Here is an 18605-nt window from a genome sequence, read left to right as displayed (position 1 = left end):
GCGGCAGCGCCGCAGGGCCGGGGCCGCCGCAGCTGGGCGGCCCCGGGCTGGTTCGCGCCGCCGCCGGCGCTGCTGCGCGGCAGCGCAACCCCCGCCGGCATCCGGCTGCGCGTGATGCCGGGCGCCGAGTACGGGCAATTCCGCGAAGCGGCCCGTATGGCGTTCATGCGGGAGCGCTATCGCGTAGCTCCCGCATCAGACCGGATGGGGGTCCGCCTGGATGGACCCCCGCTCCCCATGGAGGACAGCGAAGAACTGCTGTCCCACGGCGTCATCGCCGGCACGATACAGGTGCCGCGCGGCGGCGCGCCGATCGTTCTCGGCGCGGACTGCCAGACGACCGGCGGCTATCCGAAGCTGGCGCATGTCATCACCGCCGACCTGCCGCTGCTCGCGCAGTGCAAGCCGGGCGATTATATCACCTTCGAAGAAGTGACGCTGGCTGAAGCCCAGCACAGGGATAGAGAGCAAGAACGCGGCATGCGGCAGCTCGCTGCGGTTCTCGCAATATGCCAGAAACCGAGCTGGAAATTATTATAGGATCATGAAAGGACCGCCAAAAGCCGATATGACTACTATCCACGATTTATCGCAGTCGCAGCGAGGGATCGATCTGAACTGCGATTTTGGCGAAAGCTACGGCGTTTATACGTTTGGACAAGATACAGAGCTGCTGGCGCATGTGACTTCGGTGAACATTGCCTGCGGCTTCCATGCCGGTGATCCGCATGCGATGCGTGAGGCCGTTTATCGCGCGGCAGAGGCCGGAGCGGCCATCGGCGCGCATCCCGGCTTGCCGGATCGACTTGGTTTCGGACGGCGCGAGATGGCGGTCAGCGCGCAGGAAGTCTTTGACATGACACTCTACCAGATCGGCGCGTTAGATGCATTCGTTCGTGCGGCCGGCGTCAGCTTGCGTCATGTGAAGCCGCACGGCGCGCTCTATCATATGGCAGGGCGAAGCGAAGAGCTTGCGGACGCATTCGTACGCGCGGTGAGCGTGTTCGATCCTTCCCTTATCATATATGGACAATGGGGGAGCGAGCTCCTTACGGCAGCGAATAAGCACAACATGCAATCGGCTTCCGAGATCTTCGCAGACCGTTCTTATCAAGCGGATGGAACTCTTACTCCCCGAAATCGGCAGGGGGCGACGCTGGCCTCCGCCGAAGAAGCGCTGCTCCAGACGCTTAGCATCATTACGACGGGGACGGCAAGGACAATCGAAGGCAAAGAGATCGTTATTCAAGGAGACACGGTATGTCTCCATGGCGACGGGCAGCGCGCAGGAGAATTTGCCGCTGCGCTGCGTAAAGGCTTGGAAGCGGCGGGAATCGCTCTTCAGCCGCCGACACCGCGTAGGTAACTTGCAGCTTTCGAGAAGATACTGCTCTGCTCGTAACTTTCGAACATCATCACATGGGCATGCAGACAGCATCGGCTTTCTTTGTTGAAGGAGGACATCAAGACAACATGTCTATAAATAGGGCGGAAAAAATAACGATGTGGACGGCTTGTGCCGCCATCTTCAGCTTTATATTGATGCGGGTTTTTCATAGCGAACTCTATCGGCCGATTGCGGACCGAGCTTATTTGTTCGTGCATTCCGGCATCGAATTTATCAGTTATGCAGTGAGCTTCACCATGCTGGTGTTAGGCTGGCTGTTCTTCGTCAAGTCATTGTCGAAGCATAGGCTCTATACAGCGGCACTATTCGGCGCAGTCGGTGTGTTCGACATGCTTCATGGACTTACAGCAGAAGGAATGCCGTTCTTCCATCCCGTTGGAGAAACAACATTATCCGCCCTGTTCTCCATGTCTGCCCAGTTCATAGGTTCTGTCGGGTTGTTTATCATATTCCGCAAGAATGATGCACCGGTTTCGGCAAGGAAACGGCTCCCGGCCATGTTGATCTCCCTTGGTTTTGCAACCGCTGTAGGATTCGCCTACTTTGCGATGGCGGATCAGTCAGGTATTGCCGTGCTTGCGGGCGAATCGCTCGAGCTGCTGCGCGTACTTGTTTATTTCGTCATCATTTTCTCCTACTTGAGTACAATCGGCATGGTGCTTTATCTGAATCGCAATGAACGGCCGCAAGCGCTGCTAACCATCATACAATCGCTTGTTTTCTTCTTGTTCGCCAATTTGCAGTTCATCTTAAGCGCCGGCGTCGTTGACACGGATATGCTCCTGGGGCATGTCTATAAATTGGCCGGGTTCTACTTCCTGATGAAGGGAATCTATTACGTTACACTTGAAGAGCCGTTCAAGCAGCAGAAACGGACGGAATCACGCATCAATTTTTTGGCTTATCATGACGAGCTAACCGGGTTATCCAACCGGCGCCAGCTGCAGGAGCAGCTAAATGCGGAGCTGGTGCGCGCGCAGCAGAGTAACCATAAGCTCGCAGTATTTCTGCTTGATATCGACAGGTTCAAAACCTTTAATGATGCGCTTGGTCATTCCTTCGGCGATCAGATGCTGCAGGCCGTTTCCCAGCGGCTGCGGCTGGCAGCCGGCAAATCGAATCACGTGTTCCGCATGGGAGGAGACGAGTTTGTCGTCTTAATGCCGGACATTAAGGATACGGAGACGGAGCTGGTAGACACAAGAGCCAAAGCATTGATGGGGCTCTTCGATGCACCGTTCGTGCTTGGCGAAGCGGAATATCATATTACGATTAGTCTGGGCATTTCCTTCTACCCGCAAGATGGCGAAAGCGTCGAGGTGCTGCTCAAGAACGCGGATACGGCGATGTACTGCGCCAAAGCGCATCGCAATGAATTCTCCAGCTACGATCCGGAGATGAATCGGAAGTCGCATGATCGTTTGAGGCTGGAAAGCGATCTGCGGCGCGCAATTGATCAGGAACAGTTCACGCTGGCTTATCAGCCGCTCGTCAATTTGAGTACGGGCAAAGTAATAGGCGTTGAGGCGTTAGTTCGCTGGAATCATCCGCAGCGGGGATTGCTGCCGCCGGGCGATTTTATTCCGCTCACGGAAGAGAACGGACTTATTCTTCAGCTTGGCGAGTGGGTGCTCAAGGCCGCCTGCAAACAGAACGTTGCTTGGCAGGAAGCAGGCTTGCCGCCAATGATGATGTCCGTGAACTTGTCCATGCGGCAATTTAGACAGCATCAGCTGGCGGAACGGATAAAAGGCATATTGGATTCAACGGGTATGCCGCCGAAGTATTTGGAGCTGGAGATTACGGAGAGTATGACCAGTGACGTGGAGTTCGCCAGCGATACGCTGACCAGCTTGAAGGAGATAGGCGTGCAGATCAGCATCGATGATTTCGGTACGGGCTACAGCTCGCTGATCTCGCTCAAACGATTCCCCATCGATAAGCTGAAGATTGACCGCTCATTCGTCAGCGATTTGGCGCAAGGCGGCAGCGACGCGGCCATTGTTGCGACCATTACAACGATGGCCAAAAATTTAAAGCTTAAAGTGACAGCCGAAGGCGTAGAGAATGACGAACAGATTAAGTTTCTGCGTGAACGCAACTGCGAGGAAGCACAAGGCTTCTACTTCACCAAGCCGATTCCGGCGAATTTGTTCGAGAACTGGTACAGACATCGCAGTAGTCAGACGGCTTAAGCTCTTAAGAAGCTTAAGAGGAGTGTTCACCTATGCAGCAACGGCTTGCAACGGTTTTTATCTATGGCTCGCTCTTGCCGGGCCATAGCAATCATCAGGTATGTGCCGGATTTATTCAATCTGCTGTGCCGGGCGTCATTCAAGGCAGGCTGGTTGATTACGGACCTTACCCGGCAATGCTGCGGGATGCCGCAGCTTTCACAAGTGGTGCCAGTGTTCGGGGAATGTGGATTGTCGTGAATGAGCAAGGCTTGAAACGTATGGATGAACTGGAGCAGTTCGCAGGGATCGAAGAGGAGAACGATTACGATCGGGTCTGGGTAACCGACATGCATCAGCCGGAGCAAAGCGGGTGGGTTTATGTATGGGATACGCCGAGAGGCTGCCCGCCAATCGCGGAAGACTATTGGCCTGACTTCTACGCCCGCAAGCGGGGCTGACCAACAGATGCGATTACTCGTTCGTTGCGGGAATTGACATCGATATACGTAAGGATAAATTACGCTCAGTCGTCCTGCTGAGCGTTTTTGCGTTGTTAAACGTATGGATAATACCGAAGGCGAGCACCAAGCAAGCCATTGTAAAAACGATCACGCGTTTTATTTTGTGAATGACAGCCGTCCCGTCATCGCGGTGGATCCGTCTGCGTCGAATGGATTGGCGCCAGATGAGCAGTAACGGAGCAGCAAGGATAATGAGGCCAACGGTAATCATCTGCTTCCGGTAAGCCATGCCGAGCGGAAATACGTTAATGGACGCATACAGGAACGCTTCGATGACCAATACTTGAATCGGGACGACCAGTGCGACTTCAGACGCCGCACGACGCTTTGTACGGCTCACGACATCATTCGGGTGCTTCACGGTAAGTCGAGCCAGATTAAGCAGCCTGGAGACGGAATAGAAGGCGATGGCTGCAGTTGGAAGCATAATGAGCGCGAAGAACATCAGAGCATTATCGAGCACAAACCAGTTGCGGTAGGAATACGTCGCAATCAGCATGATCATTTTGGCTAAGGCCAGAAGTGTCATGGAGCAAAGCAGGGCTAGCGTTAGGATGGCAGTACGTCTTAGACTGTGCGTCGTACGCCGGAAGGCCATGCTCCCTGTTGTAAGCCCCGCAAAAAGAGACAGCAAAAGTAAGAGAACAGCCATTGCTGCATTGATGACATAAACGGGTGTGGACATATTCGGTTTCCCCCATTTCCACGGAATGAACTTGTTTTAGTTTACTGGGAAGCACGGCTATTCGAGAACGGGCGCAAGTCCAGTGCCGGAACTGGACTTAGGTCGTAGACATAGGTGCCGGCAGTATTCCCCTACTTACCTTACTCTTTGCGTTTGCGATATTGTGAAGGTGACACGCCATAGTAGGCGGTAAATTGTTTCGTGAAATGATGAATGGAGGCATAGCCTAAATCCGAAGCAATTGCCGTAATGGAGCGATTGCTCTCCCAAAGTGCGGCTGCTGCTTGCTTCATGACAGCACGGCTCCAATAGGCTTTCGGAGAGATGCCGGCGGTTTGCTTGAAGAGCGAGTGGAATCTCGTCTTCTGAAGCCCGCTTTGTGCCAGCCAGCTCGTATAATTCGATCCTGCATGCGCCTCTTTGTCGATACGGTGCATAATCGCTTTCATTCGGTAGTCGCTGTGCCAGCTCTCGCCGGCAATCTGGATGAACTCCAGCATAAACGCTTTGAGCAGACTATGTGCGATCTGATGCCCGTATTCGCGCTGCTGTTGATGCTGCTTCACAATATGGGCGAACACATCCATCAAGATCGTATGATGCTGCAAAGGATAGAGATGCGGCAATGTATCCAGTACGATGTTCTCTCGCACGGTTGTCACCAGCTCCGGCAATAGATCAGCCGGATGCCAATACAAGTGATGCTCGGTTGATCGCGGCTTCTCATTCCAAAGCTCAAAATACAGATTATAAGTTGCTAATTGATGCTCATCATCGGTGTAGAAGGAATGCATCAGCTGCGGCGGCAAATAGATCAGATCGCCTTTCTTCAGCGGGTAGGATTGCCCGTCAATCGTAATCCTGCCTCTGCCTCCATCCACGAGATGAAAGGCATAACAGTATCCGAAGCGGCCGTACTCGAACTCGTTGCGCTCATAGGGGAACTGATAGTGATGTCCTACGCGGATGAATGGCTGTAACTCGCTCATTAGCTGCTGTATGGCTGCATCCAACCTCGATTCACTCCCCGCTGCATGTCCTGCCCTTATCCCTATTGTATCATGACTCGGCCATATCCTGAACTGCACCTCACATGAAAAAAAAGCCCAAGCCTCACGAGTGGAGAGGGCTTGAGCTTCCTTGATATTAAACTTACAGATCGCCCCAGTTTAGGTTGGACGATTTGCTGTAGTTGGTTACTTTCTGCTCGAAGAAATCGGTTTTCATCCCGTTCATATTGCTGAAGCTTTCCACCCATTTCATTGGATGCTCGACGATTTCCGGATACAGAATATCGAGATTCAGCTTGCGCAGACGTTCATTGGAGAGGAACTTGATGTACTTCTCGATGATTTCATCCGTGAGGCCCGGAATGGTGTTGTTCGTAATGTATTGACCCCATTCGATTTCATGCTCAACAGCTGTGCGCATCATTTGGCGAAGCTCTTCGATCAGAACCGGCGTAAACAGCTCCGGATTTTCTTTGCGAACTTCACGGAAAATACCTTGGAACAACGCTAAGTGAGTCAATTCATCGCGCTGAATATATTTGATCTCAGAAACGGTACCGAGCATTTTGCCTTGTCGGCCAAGCGCATAGAAGAAGCTGAATCCGCTGTAGAAGTAGATACCTTCTAGGATATAATTCGCCATAATCGTTTTGATTAGATTCTGCGATGACGGATTAGCAATGAAGTTCTCGTACAGGTCGGTGATGAACCGATTCCGTTTCAAGAGGTTCTTGTCCTCGCGCCACAGGTTATAAATTTGATCGCGTACTTCCGGAGAAACCACGCTGTCTAGAATATAGGAATAAGATTGGCTGTGAACGGCTTCCTGGAAAGTATGAACCGTTAGGCACAGGTTTACCTCAGGCGCCGTAATATATTCGTTTACGTTCGGCAGGTTTGCCGTTTGAAGCGAATCCAAGAAGATGAGGAAGCTGATAATTTTATCGTAGCTGTTACGCTCGGAGAGCGACAGGTTTCTGTAATCTTTGGCATCCTGAGCAAGCGGAATCTCTTCCGGAATCCAGAAGTTATTCATCATCGTACGGTACATCTTCGTTGCCCAGTCATATTTCACATTGTTAAGCTCAATCAGATTGGTCGTATTTCCGCCAATCATGCGACGCATGCCCCAATCGCGATCGCCTTCTTCGTTAAATAATTTTTTCTTTTGCAGATCCATTAAATGGGCTGCCTCCTTCTGTACTTTCCTAAAATAAGCTGCAATCGTGTTAAGAACTGCCGAGAATGGAAGCCCGGAGGTCGAGTCGAAAACAGCGATTGCCGACTTCTTCCGACCCTGCGGGCCACCATCATTCAACGGCTTCTTAAGCGCTGCAGCTTACGCAATCTTCAACTTCAAGGCTCTTGTTGCGGCAATAGTAAACGGTTTTGAGGCCGTTCTCCCAAGCTGCCATGTACAGATCCATAAATTCCTTCGCCGTGTAATCCGGCGTGATATACAGGTTAAACGATTGCGCTTGATCGATATGGCGCTGACGGCGGCCCGCTGCGCGGATGCTCCAGTGTTGATCGATGTGATGCGCTTCTTTGTAGAACCAGAACGTTTCTTCGTTCAGGTTAGGCGCCGTTTGCGGGATGACCGCATTCTTCTTCTCTTCGACGAAGAATTTGTTGAAGATCGGGTCAATACCTGCAGTGGAACCGGCGATCAAGGAAGTGGAGGCTGTAGGCGCAATTGCGAACATCCATGCGTTACGGACGCCGTGTTCGGCTACATCCTTCTTCAGTTTCTGCCAGTGCGGCGCATCATAACCGCGGGAATCGAAAAATTCTCCCGTCTGCCATTCACTGCCTTCAAATACGCGGTAAGCGCCTTTTTCTTTGGCGATTTCCATCGAAGCTTTGACTGCACAGTAGTTGATCCACTCATACAGCTCGTCAGCACGATCCAAATGCTCTTCGGATTCCCATGCAATGCCGTTCAGAGCAAGCCATTGGTGATAACCGCTCGTGCCAAGGCCGACCGCACGGTACTTCTGATTCGTGATTTCCGCTTGCGGGATCGGGTAATGGTTCAGGTCGATAACGTTATCCATCATCCGCATTTGGCAAGTGACAACCTCTTCGATTTCCTCTTTCGTTCTGGAACGGCCAAGGTTAAGGGAAGAGAGGTTACACACGACATAGTCGCCGCTTTTCACTTGCGTTGTAATCACGCCGTCTTCATGAGTTGTCGTGATGTATTCAGTCGGGCTCATGTTCTGGCAAATTTCCGTACAAAGGTTAGAACAATAAATGATGCCTTTATGTTTATTCGGGTTCGCGCGGTTTACCGTATCGCGGTAGAACACGAAAGGTGTGCCTGTCTCGAAGGAGCTTGCAAGAATCTTCTTCATGATGTCGATAGCCGGTACTTCGTCACGGGAAAGCGCAGGGTTATTCACGCACTCTTCATAACGACGCTCCCACTCATCGCCCCATGAATCCTCGAGCGCCCAGCCCATGTAGCTGCGTACTTCGTGAGGATCGAATAGGAACCAGGAGTCACGCTCTTGCACTTTGCGCATGAACAAGTCAGGAATACAGACACCTGGGAAGATGTCATGTGCTTTCATCCGGTCATCGCCGTTGTTTGTTTTAAGATTAAGGAAGTCGAAAATATCTTTATGCCATACGTCGAGGTAAACCGCGACTGCACCGGAACGAACGCCGAGCTGGTCAACGGCAACCGCCGTGTTGTTGTAGTTCTTGATCCAAGGGACTACGCCGCCGGCAACGCCTTTGTATCCGCGGATGTTGGAGCCGCGGCTGCGCACTTTACCGATGTAGATGCCCATGCCGCCGCCGAATTTGGACACTTGCGCGAAGCTGGAATCTACATTGTAAATGCCCCACAGGTTATCCGGCACTGTATCGATGAAGCAGCTGGAAAGCTGGTGGAACGGTTTGCGTGCATTTGCAAGAGTAGGCGTTGCAACCGTCATTTGAAGACGGCTAAGCACATCGTAGAACTTGCGTGCCCAAGCGAGCTTGTCATCTTCTTTCATAGCCAGATGCATCGCCACGCCCATGAACAATTCTTGCGGAAGCTCAAGCACGTCTCCGCTGAAGCTCTTGATCAAGTAGCGGTCCGCAAGCGTTTTGAGACCGATGTAGTTGAACAAGTAGTCGCGTTCAGGCACGATGTAATTGCCGAGCTCACGGATTTCATCACGGGTGTAGTACTCTAGTATGTAGCTCCCGTAAAGCCCTTTGTCTGTCAAATACGTAATCAGAGAGTAGAAGTCTCCGTAGCCGAAATAGCCGTATTTGCGATTGATTGCAGATTCTTTATAAAGATCGTACACAAGAAGTTTGGCTGCAACGTACTGCCAGTTCGGCTGTTCGATGCTTGTTTTTTCTACCGCAACCTGTGTGAGTGTACGCTGAATTTCTTTAGTTGTAATGTTGTTGCGGAAATAAGGAAGTAAAGCAGTTTCCAGCTCAAGCGGATCGCAGTCGTTATAGCCGACACACGAGAAATCGATAACCTTCTTAAGCTTTGAAAAGATTAATTCTTCTTTCTGACCGTTCCTCTTAATAATATCCACGAGCAGAGCCACTCCTTGTCGAAGGATGTCGTCTGACAACCTCTAATACACAATATGTTGTTAGTACTTCCCTAAATTACACCAATATATAGTGGTTGTCAAGTTATACTATTCGACATCCAGCCATACCGTTACTACTGTTTTTAGGGGTGAAAATCCCATGAAAACGTATAGCTGCGGCATTTTTTATCGATCGGGACAGCTAGTTCTATAAACGTAGCTAATATAAAAAAGTGAGTACTATATGAATTGCGGATACTAATTATAGCACTAACTGTAGGGACCGTGTGGTGACAATAATAGGGATATGCGGAGCCGTGTTTACCCTTGTAAAGTTGTTCAAACAACGTTTGGATTTTTCGTTGGTGTTCGCCCATCAGCTTTAGTACACTTATTCTGAGTTTATTGTTCATATCTAAAGGAGAGGACGTGACTACACGACACCATGAACCGCCGTATTCGATATAAATCCCATTCCGCAATACAAGCCTTAGTCCTGTGCATCTGGATGTGCCTGGCACTGATCAGCATCCCGGGCATGGCTTCCGCGCACGCTGAGCTTGAACGATCCGAACCGGAGGCTAACGTCAAATATGAACAGAGTCCGAAGTCGGTTGAGCTGAGTTTTAACGAATCCATCGAGGCTAAAGTCGGAGCCATTGAAGTACTCGATTCCAAATCTCGACCCGTCACGAGCGTAACCGCGCAAGCCAGCAAGGACCATCGCTCGCTGATATTGCCGCTTCCTTCGCTCGGAGAAGGCGTGTACACCGTGTCTTATTCCGTCATTTCCGAGGATGGCCATCCGGTTAGCGGATCTTACGTCTTTATTGTAGGAAATCCTCGGGAAGGCGTAGATGCAGCCACATTTGATCCCCACAAAGAGCTCGGTCACGAAGGGCACAGCGCGACTACCCAGCTGACGACAGGACAATTTATTATTTACGCTGCCCGTATCGTTTATTATGGGTCATTGCTCTGGGCAGCAGGTCTAATGCTGTGGCCGTTACTAACGCGAGGACGCGGGAAACTGCTTCCGGACCTCCAGCGAAAATGGGAACAGATTGCCTTGCGGACACTCTTGGTTGGTATTCTCGTGTATATTTTCGTTCACGCACGCGAGATATTGACCGGGTATCCAAGGGATGAATATAGCAAGCTTTTCTTGCAGACGAACATTGGACGGGAATGGATTGCGCTTCTCGTGCTGGTGCTTCTCGGATTTATTATCGTCCGTTTCCCTGCCGTTCTGAAGACCATTTGGGCGCTGCTTATACTTGCGATTGAGAGCTGGAGCGGTCATGCAGCCGTATTCGCTCCGAAAACAGCATCGGTCATGTTTGATTTTGTCCATCTGGCTGCTGCAGCCATCTGGGTAGGCGGATTGATCCTGCTTGGTTTGCTTTGGCTGGCGGATCGCAAGGAAGCAGGGCGTTTCGCCGTGTTGTTCTCCAGTGCGGCGCTGCTGTCGCTTGCACTGCTCATCTTGTCGGGAATTGGCATGACCTTGCTGTTCCTGCCTTCCCTTCACTATTTGTTCTACACGGCCTGGGGAACGATTCTGCTGGTCAAGACCGGATTCGTTCTGCTCGTCCTCATCGTCGGCGGCATTCTTCATCTGCGCGTACGCAGAGGCAATCTGCCGACAACCGTGCTGCTTCGCGCAGATGCTGCGCTGATGGCTCTTATCATTCTATCGGCAGCACTCTTTACCTATATAAGCCCACTGCCGGCGAATGAACCGGTTGTTTATCACAAGATGGGCGACACCATGCATCTGTCATTGCGGATTACGCCGAATAAGCCGGGCGATAATCAGTTTATTGTGAAGGTGTGGCTGCCTGATGCGGTAGGCGCCCCGAAATCCGTAACGATGCGCTTGTTTGCGTTGGATCAGAAGGAGCTTGGCCCGATTCAAGTGCCGATCAAGCTTTTCGAGGATACTGAAATTACTACCTTTGACGGCTATGTGAAGGCTGCATATAAAGCAGAGGGACCGTTCGTTCCGTTCGCGGGGCGCTGGCAGGCCGAAATCCGCGTGCTCGATAAGGATGATAACGAGCAAGTGCAGAAGGTGGAGTTCCGGAATTATTAATGGAGGGGAAAGGGGTCGGCAAAATGACATATAAACGGATCAAGTGGTTCATTTTGTGGACGCCGACGTTAACGATAGCGCTGTGGGAATATTTGCGGCATGCGTTTCTCCTCCCCTATGTTTCGATGGATCTTGGCAATGCGCTCGCGCCTGTCATTGTAATGACCGTAACGGCAACGCTCCTTATTAAGCTTTTTCGGATGCTGGAGAGCACCAACGAATCGCTGCAGCAGGCGAAAGCGGCAAAAGCAGCGTTCATGGAACGAGAGCAGCTTGCCCGCGAGCTGCACGACGGCATCTCCCAGTCCCTATTCCTGTTATCCGTGAAGCTGGATAAGCTGGAACAGGCGAAGGACAATGAAGCAGTCAAGGAGACGGCGCAGCAGCTAAGGCGCACGGTGCGGCATGTGTATGAGGATGTACGGCAGTCGATTGCTTCGCTTCGCAGCGAGCCTTCGCGAACCGATGTGCAATGGATGCAGGCGGTTCGCGAAATGGCGGAGGAGCTGGAGCGCGGCGGCCTTGCGGTCGAGCTGAATTGGCAGCTTGCCGAAGGCAGGTTAAGCAGCAAGGAAAAGGTGGAGCTGCTCGCGATCGTTCGCGAGGCGATGCTGAATGTGCGCAAGCATGCGAATGCTTCTTGCTTGGCGGTGCATGCACGGCCGGACTCGGAAGGCGGCAGCGGCTTTCGCTGCACCATCGAGGATGACGGAACGGGAGCTGAGCCGGCTCAGCTTATGGCAAAAGGGCGATACGGCATTCGGATGATGCAGGATCGTGCCAAAGCGATGGGCTGGCAGTTTGGGGTTCGTGCGAGAGATTCCGCAGATGCGGATGGTGCGTTGCCGGCTAAGGGAACCATCGTTGAAGTGATTAAGGAGGCGGAGCGCTGAGATGAGCGAGACACATATAACGGTGCTGATCGTCGATGACCATCCGCATGGACGTGAAGGAATGCGAGATATCCTCAGCGGCGACGAATCCTTTTCTATAGTAGGAGAAGCGGCAAACGGCGAACAAGCGGTCATGCTTGCGGCTTCGCTGGTGCCCGATTTGGTGCTGATGGACATCAACATGCCGGTGATGAACGGCATGGAAGCGACGCAGCGCATCAAGACGATCGACCCGCGCATCAAAATCATCATGGTGACCGTATCGGACGATATCTCCGACCTGTTCGAAGCGATCAAACGCGGGGCGCAGGGTTATCTGCTGAAGAACCTGTCGCCATCGGCATGGCTGGAATATTTGCGCGCTGTTGCCGTGGATGAGGCCCCGTTGTCCAAGGAGCTTGCTTTTCGCATGCTGCAGGAGTTTAACGGGGGGAGTTCGGGGTTGGCAGGCGGGGGCAAAGCTACTGAGGCTGAGGTCGCTCGCGTTGACAATACAGCGATTACGGAGCAGGCTGCAGCGCATACGGCATTGACGCAGCGGGAACGCGAGGTGCTGGAGCGAGTGGCGTTCGGCGGTTCCAATCGGCAAATTGCCGAGAGCTTCGGGATTTCCGAGCATACGGTAAAGAACCATTTGAAAAATATTTTGCAAAAGCTGCATCTCGAGAATCGGGTTCAGCTTACCCGGTATGCGCTGGAGAAGGGGCTGGCTAAAGAGTAGCTTTGGGTTGACAAGCCAAGACACAAACCTGTAACAATCGTATAGCTCGAACGAGTCATGGCGGATCCGGCGCGTTACGTTATACTGCTCCTATAAAGATGAGAGCAGGAGGGTATAAGATGAAAAGAATAAAGAAATGGCCTGTGCTGGGCATGACGCTGATTGCGATGTTCCTTTTTGCAGGCGTGGCAAGCGCGCACGTAACGGTCTGGCCAAAGGAAGCAGCTCAGAACAGTTATGAGGTGTTCTCCGTACGCGTTCCGAGCGAGAAGGAGAACGTGACGACGAAGATCGTGAAAGTCAAAGTGCCTGATGGCGTGAAGATTAGCCGCGTTGAGCCGAAGGCGGGCTGGAAATACGAGCTCGAGCAAAACGCAGATACCAAAGATATTGCATCCATTACTTGGACAGCTGAAGGCGATGGCTTGGCGCAAACGGAATTCACCGAATTCCGCGTATCGGGTAAAGTCGCCGCCGATGCGAAGCAGTTGATATGGAAAGCGTACCAAACCTACAGCGACAACTCCGTTGTGGAGTGGGTCGGCGGTGACGGCGCGGATTATCCGGCTTCGGTAACAACGGTCACTGCGGCTTCGGGCGAAGGTGACGGACATGGCGGCGGCAGTAGTGGTTCCGTAGGCACGGATCCGAATACGGGAACGTCATCCGGCTCAGAAGGTACGGGCAATGCGTCGTCTACGAATGCCGGCAACGAAGCGGGGACGCCGGAAACAGCGGATAACAGCGCGGCAGCTGCTCAAGAAAACGCTTCGACCGACAAGGCCGACAGCGGCTCGGACACGCTGAACCGTACGCTGTCGATCGTTGCAGTAGCATTAGCGGCGGCAGCGCTGGGCGTCGCTGTTTCGCGCAAGAGACAGCGTTAAGAAGTGAATGAGGCGGACTCAACGGTGTGCAAGCGCCGGTGAGTCCGTTTTTTTTGCGTGCCCGCGTTGAGAGCGGATCATGTGATTGAGAGACGGGGTTTCCGACTCTCAGCGTAGAAAAACGGCGCTTTGGCTGCTGAGAGTCGTGTAATCCGACTTTCGGCTTCGGCCTAGCGGGAGATGGAGTTAGATTGGTGATTGAGAGACGGATTTTCCGACTTTCAGCGCAGAAAATCGGCGGTTTTGCCGGTGAGAGTCGTGTAATCCGACTTTCGGCTTCGGCCGAGCGGGAGATGGGGTTAGATAGGAGATTGAGAGACGGGTTTTCCTACTCTCAGCACAGAAAATCGGCGCTCGGATGCGACGGAGGGTGAAGTGGGGTGAGTTAGTTGGCTGAGAGTTCGAATATGGAACTCTCAGCGCAGAAGTTTGGCGGTTTTGCCGGTGAGAGTCTCAAAATGGAACTTTGGGATGCGGCGGAGGGTGGAGTGGGGTTAGTTAGTTGGCTGAGAGTTCGAATATGGAACTCTCAGCGCAGAAATTTGGCGGTTTTGCCACTGAGAGTCTCAAAATGGAACTTTCGGAGGCGGCGGAGGGTGGAATGAGGTTAGTTTGGTGGTTGTGATCACAATTGGGTTAAATAGGGGACAAGGAGGCGGCCTAGGAACTTTCGGAGTAAGAAGAAAAGGATTGATGCAAGGGGAGTCAATCCGCCCTTGCGAAAGGGTATGAAAACTTTGTATAATATAGGTTATATACGTTAACGCGATGAGGAAGAAGAGTACGCAGTGCTTTCTTGACAGGGAGAAGACGCCGTAGATTGAGAGCGTCTTTAGGAAATCAGGCTGCCGAAGTTCCCTTCCGAGCAGACTCTTGAAGGTGTACGGCCATGTGCCGCATAAGGTAGGGAGTACCGGGTTCCGGCCGATATTCGGACTTTGAGGAATTGCCTCGCTTATTATTAGGCTGCGGCAATTTGAATTAGGGTGGTAACACGGTTCTTTCGTCCCTTACGGGGAGAAGGAGCCGTTTTTTTGTTTTCAGAAATGGGATTAGCATCTGTAAACATGAGTGAGGTTATTTGGTTAAAGAAGGGGCTGGATGGAATGAAAGAGCGTTTGGAAGCATTGCGGGTCGAGGCGCTGCAGGAGCTGCAGCAGGTAGACGGTCCGCAGCAATTGAATGATCTGCGTGTAAAATACCTGGGCAAGAAAGGCGCGCTGACGGAAATTCTCCGCGGCATGGGTTCCCTAAGCGCCGAAGAGCGTCCGGTTATCGGGCAAGTCGGTAATGAAGTGCGCGCCGCAATCGAAGAAGTCATTGAAACGAAGCAAGCGGTGTTCCAGCAAGCCGAAACGGCGAACCGCCTTCGCGCGGAAACGATCGACGTTACGCTGCCGGGCAAGAAACAAGCCGCAGGTGCGGTTCATCCGCTCAATAAAGTCGCACAAGAAATCGAGGATGTATTCATCGGTCTTGGTTACACGATCGCTGAAGGTCCGGAGGTTGAATCCGACTACTACAATTTCGAAGCATTGAACCTGCCGAAGGATCACCCTGCTCGCGACATGCAGGATTCGTTCTATGTAACCGACGACATCCTTATGCGTACGCACACTTCGCCGGTACAGGTTCGCACGATGAAAGCGATGAACGGCAAGCCGGTCAAAGTCATTTGTCCGGGTAAAGTTTACCGCCGCGATGATGACGACGCGACGCATTCGTTCCAGTTCAACCAGATCGAAGGACTTGTCATCGGACCCAACATCCGCATGAGCGATCTCAAAGGCACGCTGCTTCAATTCGTTCAGCTGATGTTCGGCAAACAAGCGCAAATCCGTCTTCGTCCGAGCTTCTTCCCGTTCACGGAGCCAAGCGCAGAGGTTGACGTAACTTGCGTACAGTGCGGCGGCCATGGCTGCCGGATGTGTAAGCAAACCGGCTGGCTCGAGATTTTGGGCTGCGGCATGGTTCACCCGCGCGTGCTTGAGATGGGCGGCTACGATCCGAATGAAGTGAGCGGCTTCGCATTCGGCATGGGCGTAGAACGTATTGCGCTGCTGAAATACGGCATTGACGACATCCGTCATTTTTATACGAACGATCTGCGCTTCCTGAGCCAGTTTGTCCGAATGTGAGAAGGAGGCAATAACGATGAACGTATCTTATAAATGGTTGAGCGAATATATCGAGTTAAACGGCTATACCGGCGATCAGCTGGCAGAGCTTATGACAAGCGGAGGCATTGAAATCGATGTCGTCGAATCCCGCAACAAAGGTGTTACAGGCGTAGTTGTCGGTCATGTGCTGACACGCGAGAAACATCCCGATGCGGATAAACTGAGCGTTTGTACGCTTGACGTGGGCGGACCGGAAGTACTGCAAATCGTGTGCGGCGCCAAGAACGTAGCTGCAGGACAGCTGGTTCCGGTTGCGACAATCGGCGCAGTATTGCTGGGGGATTTTGCGATTAAACGGGCAAAGCTGCGCGGCGTAGAATCCCAAGGCATGATCTGTTCCGCGAAGGAGCTTGGTCTTAACGAGAAGCTTCTGCCTAAAGAACAGCAAGAAGGGATCCTTGTCCTGCCGGAAGGCACGCCGATCGGCGCATCGATTCTGGATGTGCTCGGTATCGACGATGAGGTGCTGGAGCTTGATTTGACGCCAAACCGTTCGGATTGCCTGAGCATGCTTGGCGTTGCCTATGAAATCGGTGCATTGACAGGCCGCAGCGTGAAGCTGCCGGACAATCACGTGAACGATTCGGTGGAGCAAGCTTCCGCCCATGTATCGGTTCGCATCGAAGCGAAGGAACAATGCTCGCACTACTCGGCGCGTTATATTAAAGGCGTTCAAATCGGCCCTTCGCCGCAGTGGATGCAGAATCGTCTGATGGCTGCCGGCATTCGTCCGATCAGCAACGTAGTCGATATCACGAACTTTGTCATGCTGGAGTACGGCCAACCGCTGCACGCTTTCGACGCGGATAAAGTCGAAGGCGGACGCATTGTTGTCCGTATGGCCAACGAAGGCGAAGTGTTGACTACGCTTGATGGTCAGGACCGCAAGCTGGAGCCGCATATGCTGGTCATCACGAACGGTCAAGAGCCGCTGGCCCTTGCAGGCGTTATGGGCGGCGCAAACTCGGAAGTAACCGCTTCGACGGTAAATATTTTGCTGGAATCGGCTCGTTTCGATGGCGGAACGATTCGCAAAACCTCGCGTCAAGTCGGCTTGCGTTCGGAATCGAGCGTTCGTTTCGAGAAAGGCGTTGACCCGGCTCGTGTTGTACCTGCGCTGGATCGCGCTGCTTCGCTAATGGCGAAATATGCAAGCGGCCACGTGCTTGAAGGCATCGTGGAAGAGCTGACCGAACAACCGAAAGAAGCCGTAATCAGCGTATCGATCGACAAAATCAACCGTTACCTCGGGACAGAGCTCGCGAAGCTCGAAATCGAAACGATTTTCGGCCGTCTGCAATTCCCGTTTGAATTGTCGACTGATGGGGTATTTACTGTAAGTGTTCCATCCAGACGCGGCGACATTACACGCGATGTGGATTTGATTGAAGAGGTTGCGCGGTTGTTCGGTTATGACAATATCCCGACGACGGCAATCGAAGGCGCTGCAACGCCGGGAGCATTGACGAAGCCGCAGGCGATTCGCCGCGAGCTGCGCAAACGTCTGACGGATGCCGGCCTTCACGAGGTAATCAGCTACTCCTTCACTCATCCGGATCGCACGAAGCTGTTCCCGGCTCTGGCCGGAGCGGATTTGTTCCCTGTTCGACTCGCGCTTCCAATGAGCGAGGACCGCAGTGTACTGCGTACCAGCCTGCTTCCGCAATTGCTGGAAACAGCCGCGTACAACCGCAATCGTAAAAACGACGACGTAGCGATTTTTGAGATCGGCAGCGTCTTCCATACGGATGAAGAGGCACTTACTCGTTTGCCTCATGAGAAGCACCGTCTTGCCGTTCTGCTTACCGGCAACAAGAATGTAACGGAGTGGAACCGTAAAGCGGAAGCTTACGATTTCTACGATCTGAAAGGCATTCTCGAAACGCTCGCGGAAGTGCTTGGCGTTAGCGGCTCCATTAGCTATGAAGCCGCTCACCCGGAGCATATGCACCCGGGCCGTACGGCAGCGGTTGTATTCCAAAGCGAGCGCGGTGCGCAAACCATTGGCTACTTGGGCCAATTGCACCCGACTACTCAGATCGATCATGATCTGGCGGATACGTATGTTCTCGAAATCGAGCTGGCGCCGCTTTACGCTGCGGCTGATTTTGACATCGTATATAAGGCGTTGCCTCGTTATCCGGCTATGGAACGTGATATCGCAGTTGTGCTCAGCCGGGATGTGGCAGCAGGCAAGTTGATCGATGCCGTTCAAGAGACAGCCGGCGCATTGCTGGAGTCGGTTCGCATCTTTGATATCTTTACCGGAGAGAAGCTTGGCGCTGATAAAAAGAGCGTCGCCCTATCACTCGTCTACCGTCATGCAGAGCGTACTTTGACGGATGAAGAAGTAACGGAGCGTCATGCAGAGGTTGTAACAAAATTGGAACAATCTTTTGCAGCGGAATTGCGTAAATAGGCAGGAGTTGACCTTTGCCGCATCGAATTAGTTCCTTGCGAACAAATCTCGGTGCGGC

At 52.5% G+C, this 18605-nt stretch carries 14 protein-coding genes; 10 read left to right on the top strand and 4 right to left on the bottom strand.

Annotated elements, in window-relative coordinates; translation table 11 throughout:
- The 4 genes from I8J30_RS05185 to I8J30_RS05170 all read left to right on the top strand — a co-directional run.
- Positions 1 to 540: 5-oxoprolinase subunit C family protein (locus I8J30_RS05185; protein WP_476703946.1), on the top strand; the 540-nt coding region annotated here is incomplete at its 5' end.
- 4 nt (positions 541 to 544) lie between these two features.
- On the top strand, positions 545 to 1366 hold the full coding sequence (locus I8J30_RS05180) for a LamB/YcsF family protein (protein ID WP_276316072.1): 822 nt from the start codon (positions 545 to 547) through the stop codon (positions 1364 to 1366).
- Between the two features lie 107 nt (positions 1367 to 1473).
- Positions 1474 to 3603 (top strand): putative bifunctional diguanylate cyclase/phosphodiesterase, encoded by a 2130-nt coding sequence (locus tag I8J30_RS05175; RefSeq protein ID WP_210655963.1) that lies wholly within the window; start codon positions 1474 to 1476, stop codon positions 3601 to 3603.
- Between the two features lie 32 nt (positions 3604 to 3635).
- Positions 3636 to 4043: a gamma-glutamylcyclotransferase family protein gene (locus tag I8J30_RS05170; RefSeq protein ID WP_210655961.1), complete on the top strand. Its 408-nt coding sequence runs from the start codon at positions 3636 to 3638 to the stop codon at positions 4041 to 4043.
- 13 nt (positions 4044 to 4056) lie between these two features.
- Here the strand turns inward: I8J30_RS05170 and I8J30_RS05165 are convergent, their stop codons facing one another.
- The 4 genes from I8J30_RS05165 to I8J30_RS05150 all read right to left on the bottom strand — a co-directional run bounded on the left by I8J30_RS05165 (position 4057) and on the right by I8J30_RS05150 (position 9352).
- A complete protein-coding gene (locus I8J30_RS05165; protein ID WP_210655959.1) occupies positions 4057 to 4791 on the bottom strand; it encodes a hypothetical protein in 735 nt (244 codons plus the stop codon).
- A 140-nt stretch (positions 4792 to 4931) separates the two neighbouring features.
- Entirely contained in the window at positions 4932 to 5804 is an 873-nt protein-coding gene (locus I8J30_RS05160; RefSeq protein WP_210655956.1) for an AraC family transcriptional regulator, read from the bottom strand.
- Between the two features lie 139 nt (positions 5805 to 5943).
- Positions 5944 to 6981: a ribonucleotide-diphosphate reductase subunit beta gene (locus I8J30_RS05155; protein ID WP_090977289.1), complete on the bottom strand. Its 1038-nt coding sequence runs from the start codon at positions 6979 to 6981 to the stop codon at positions 5944 to 5946.
- 145 nt (positions 6982 to 7126) lie between these two features.
- The gene (locus I8J30_RS05150) at positions 7127 to 9352 is read right to left on the bottom strand and encodes a ribonucleoside-diphosphate reductase subunit alpha (protein WP_091213000.1); all 2226 of its coding nucleotides are present in this window, start codon (positions 9350 to 9352) and stop codon (positions 7127 to 7129) included.
- A gap of 445 nt (positions 9353 to 9797) precedes the next feature.
- Here I8J30_RS05150 and I8J30_RS05145 point away from each other — a divergent pair, with 445 nt between their 5' ends.
- The 6 genes from I8J30_RS05145 to pheT all read left to right on the top strand — a co-directional run bounded on the left by I8J30_RS05145 (position 9798) and on the right by pheT (position 18547).
- Positions 9798 to 11447: a copper resistance CopC/CopD family protein gene (locus I8J30_RS05145; RefSeq protein WP_210655954.1), complete on the top strand. Its 1650-nt coding sequence runs from the start codon at positions 9798 to 9800 to the stop codon at positions 11445 to 11447.
- Between the two features lie 23 nt (positions 11448 to 11470).
- Complete coding sequence (locus I8J30_RS05140; RefSeq protein ID WP_210655952.1) at positions 11471 to 12340, top strand: sensor histidine kinase; 870 nt, start codon at positions 11471 to 11473, stop codon at positions 12338 to 12340.
- Position 12341: 1 nt separating this feature from the next.
- Positions 12342 to 13061, top strand: a complete 720-nt coding sequence (locus tag I8J30_RS05135) for a response regulator (RefSeq protein ID WP_210655951.1) — start codon at positions 12342 to 12344, stop codon at positions 13059 to 13061.
- A gap of 119 nt (positions 13062 to 13180) precedes the next feature.
- Positions 13181 to 13948: a YcnI family copper-binding membrane protein gene (locus tag I8J30_RS05130; protein ID WP_210655948.1), complete on the top strand. Its 768-nt coding sequence runs from the start codon at positions 13181 to 13183 to the stop codon at positions 13946 to 13948.
- Between the two features lie 1106 nt (positions 13949 to 15054).
- Positions 15055 to 16086, top strand: coding sequence for a phenylalanine--tRNA ligase subunit alpha (gene pheS / locus I8J30_RS05125; RefSeq protein WP_091213012.1), 1032 nt, complete (start codon positions 15055 to 15057; stop codon positions 16084 to 16086).
- Positions 16087 to 16102: 16 nt separating this feature from the next.
- Entirely contained in the window at positions 16103 to 18547 is a 2445-nt protein-coding gene (pheT, locus tag I8J30_RS05120; protein WP_210655946.1) for a phenylalanine--tRNA ligase subunit beta, read from the top strand.
- The last annotated feature ends 58 nt before the right edge of the window (positions 18548 to 18605 follow it).

The sequence above is a fragment of the Paenibacillus lignilyticus genome (assembly GCF_017942085.1).
GTDB lineage: Bacteria > Bacillota > Bacilli > Paenibacillales > Paenibacillaceae > Paenibacillus_Z > Paenibacillus_Z lignilyticus.
This window is presented reverse-complemented; position numbering and strand designations above follow the sequence as displayed.